2 protein-coding genes are annotated in these 3,159 nt (G+C 62.9%); both read right to left on the reverse strand.

Features of this window, described 5'->3' with window-relative positions:
* On the reverse strand, positions 1–1,809 hold a 1,809-nt coding region (locus ACFE99_RS17460; RefSeq protein WP_375487470.1), incomplete at its 3' end, for a serine/threonine-protein kinase PknH/PknJ.
* A 297-nt stretch (positions 1,810–2,106) separates the two neighbouring features.
* On the reverse strand, positions 2,107–3,159 hold a 1,053-nt coding region (locus tag ACFE99_RS17465), incomplete at its 5' end, for a hypothetical protein (RefSeq protein WP_375487472.1).

Here is a 3,159-nt window from a genome sequence, read left to right on the forward strand (position 1 = left end):
CTGGTAGGAGACTTGTCCGGCCGCGCAGGATTGCCACTCTCGCTGAGATGCTGTCAGCACGGCCTGGGCTTGTTGGACCGTGGGGAATACGATGGCGGTTTGCTGAACCTGTTCCGGCGTATCGGGTGGTAGTGGCTTGCCGGGGTAGATGGTCGGCGGTACGGCCTTCAGTGTTTGGTCACGAAGCGCTAGCAGACCTCGGTCCGCATATACCGATTGTTCCGCTGTGAAGATGACGCCGACGCAGCTGTAAGGCGTTACTAACCCGGAATGGTCGGTGGGCGCGGATGCGGTCTCGGCGACCTGCCACGGGCCCGCGCCTGTGACCCGACCGATTGCCTCAGGTGTTAGCAGCAGATTGTCGATCGACGACGCAGGAAACGCACCCGCGTGCGGGGCGGGGAGCGAGCTAGTGGCAGTGGGCGCCGCACCTACTCGTCCAGATTCGTCCAGTAGCATCGTGCCATTCACAAATGCCATCTTCAGCCAGCGGTCTTCGGTATCGGACTGTCCGTTGCGCCGGTCGTACCTGAGCCGAGCAACAACGCTTGTGGCGTCTCGCGGACTGACCGAAATAACCGTCACTGTTTGGATCGTCGCCCAGAAGTCAGTGAATTGGGTGAACCCCGTCTGTTCCTTGCAATGGTCATCGAGTTTCGCCCAGGCGGCGTCGGGACGCGCTGGAAGGTCGCCGTAGTACGCGGTGACAAAGTCACGCATGGCATCAAACGTCATTGATGGCGCGACCGAGGTCGGTGTACCGGTGGTCGGAGACTCGTGGTGCTGCCATGGGCGCACCGATAGCACCAGGGCGACGACCGGCACAGCCATGAGGCCAAGCACAGCCGCAGCCACGACCAACCCCAGCTTTCGCGAACCGCCGCGTAGTCGCGGGGCTTTCTGCGCGGAATCTTGCGCTGGGACTTCCGATGCCATCTGCCGGGTGGCGCGGTCGCTGGCTTGGCGCGGCCCGCTGGCGGCGTTGCGGATTGGGTGGAGTGTCCCGGTGGAGCTGACGGCCCACGCGCCCCGGTGAGCGAAGGCGAATGCGAGGGCGAACTCCGTGCAATTCTGGAAGCGGTCTCCGGGCTTCTCGGCCAGCGCGGTTGCCAGAATGGCATCAAGAGCGACGTGTCCGATTGGTTTTTCGGCAAGCGAATGCGGGAATAGTTGCGAGCCGGTGAGCAGGTGATAGGCGGTCTTGGCCAGTGCGTATTGGTCGGCGCGGCCGTCGAGCTCCTGGCCCTGTAGCTGCTCAGGTGCCGCGTAAGGGACTGTCGCCACGATGAAACCCTTTGCGGTGAGCGAGCCAATTCCATTGAGGCTGCGAGCGATCCCGAAGTCCGTCAACAGGACTCGCTGTTCATCGTCGGTGAGCATGATGTTGGCCGGTTTGACGTCGCGGTGCAGCAGCCCGCGGTTGTGTGCATAGTCCAGTGCGCTGGCCACGGCGGTAACTATCTTCGACACGTGGTGAGGGGGCATCCCGTCCGGAAACTTGTCGGCGAGCAGGCGCGCCGCGTCCAGGCCGTCCACATACTGCATCGAGATCCATAGCTGGCCGTCTTCTTCGTCCCGGTCGTGAACGACGACAATATTGGGGTGGTCCAGCTCGGACGCTAGCTCGGCTTCGCGAGCGAAGCGGGCTCGGTAGTCAGCATTGGCGGACACATCCGCGCTTAGCACCTTAAGCGCCACCTTGCGCGGCAGCCGGGGGTGTTGCGCCAGATAAACCTCGCCCATCCCGCCGGACCCCAACAAACCCAAGATTTTGTACCCGGCGAATATCTGACCGTTAGCCAGCGGCATGCGCGGATATTACAGCGAGCCGAACCCTAAAGTGGCTATAACGGCAGGTCAGCCGCGTCTATCCGATGCGCTCGCCGGGGTAGCGCCTGTCTTCTGGCTTCTGGTGCTCTTCGCGCGGGCGCAGTGACTCTGGGGTCGGCAGGTAGACGGGCGGGCACGTGGCGCCGTACTGCCCGCCTTCGCTGGGCGGCCAGCCCTCGCGGTGTTTCGGCCGCAGGCCCGGCCCCCAGCTGAACTCGCCATGCTTTGTTTCGCGGTGGCTGCCGCATTTTGGTCGGAAGCGTTTGCCATCCATGGTTACGTCTCAAACACGGGCGGGGTGTAGGTGCTGTTGGTGGTGATTTGGCAAACGACCGCAGCGCCTCGGTGGCGGACGCCGACGCCGAACCCGCGCGCAAAGAATGACTCGATGAGCGGGTAGTTCTGCCAGTGACCGGGAATATGGCGCAGGCCCTGGTATGCCGTGTTCGGGTGGGATCGGACGCCGACTGCGTTCATGTCGGAGTCCGGTCCGCCCGTCGCTACCACGGCCACATAGCCGGTGGGGATGTAGTTGCTTTCGATCAGCCAGGCGTCGCCGTAGCTGCCCCAGACGCGCAGGCCGTTGTAGTCGGCGGGCGGGATCGCGCCGTGGATCGTCTCGTTGGATAGCCACGCCGGCATCGCCGCAGACGGGATGAAGTCGAATTGGGGGAGTGGCCCGCCCGTCCGGTACTCCACGCCTGCCCGCCAGACGGTCATGTGTTGGCCGTCGTCTTGGTTGGCGAGGATGAGGAGCTGAGAACCCGGTTGTACGCCGTAGCCTTTTTTCTTGAGCTTCAAGATCATCTGCTCGATGTCCTGGCTATCGATGACCGTTGAGCCGCTGGTGAGGTAGTGGGTCTCTGATCCGGTAAATGTCCGGCCCAGGTACGGGGGTGGGGTCATGCCGTCGCCGCACCATAATCCGTAAGTCGTATGGCCCCATTCATTTTGGCCCGGTGTTGGGTTGAAGAGGCGGTTCAAAATTTTTCCGTTGACGAGCTTGTTGTCTGCCTCGAAGATTCGCGTCACCTGTGCGGTCACTTGGTCAGCGGTCGCTTGGCGGAGGAACTTCCAGGTGAACCTGGTTGCCTTATCGTAGTCGTGGAAGTCGAACCCCAGCTTGAGGTAGTCCGCAGGCTCGCGTACGGCGGTCGGCACGCCGAACTCAGTTGCGAGGTCGAAACTCTCGCTGTTCCAGCTCTGCGGGACCGCATCAGCTACCAGAGTCGTTGGGAAACTCAGCAGCCGCGCCAGAGCCGAACGTTCAGAGTTGTGTTCGGAGGCATTCAGGGTGACCACGTGGGGGTAGTTGCCCGGCGCTGAGGG

This window comes from uncultured Mycobacterium sp. (genome assembly GCF_964249325.1).
GTDB lineage: Bacteria > Actinomycetota > Actinomycetes > Mycobacteriales > Mycobacteriaceae > Mycobacterium.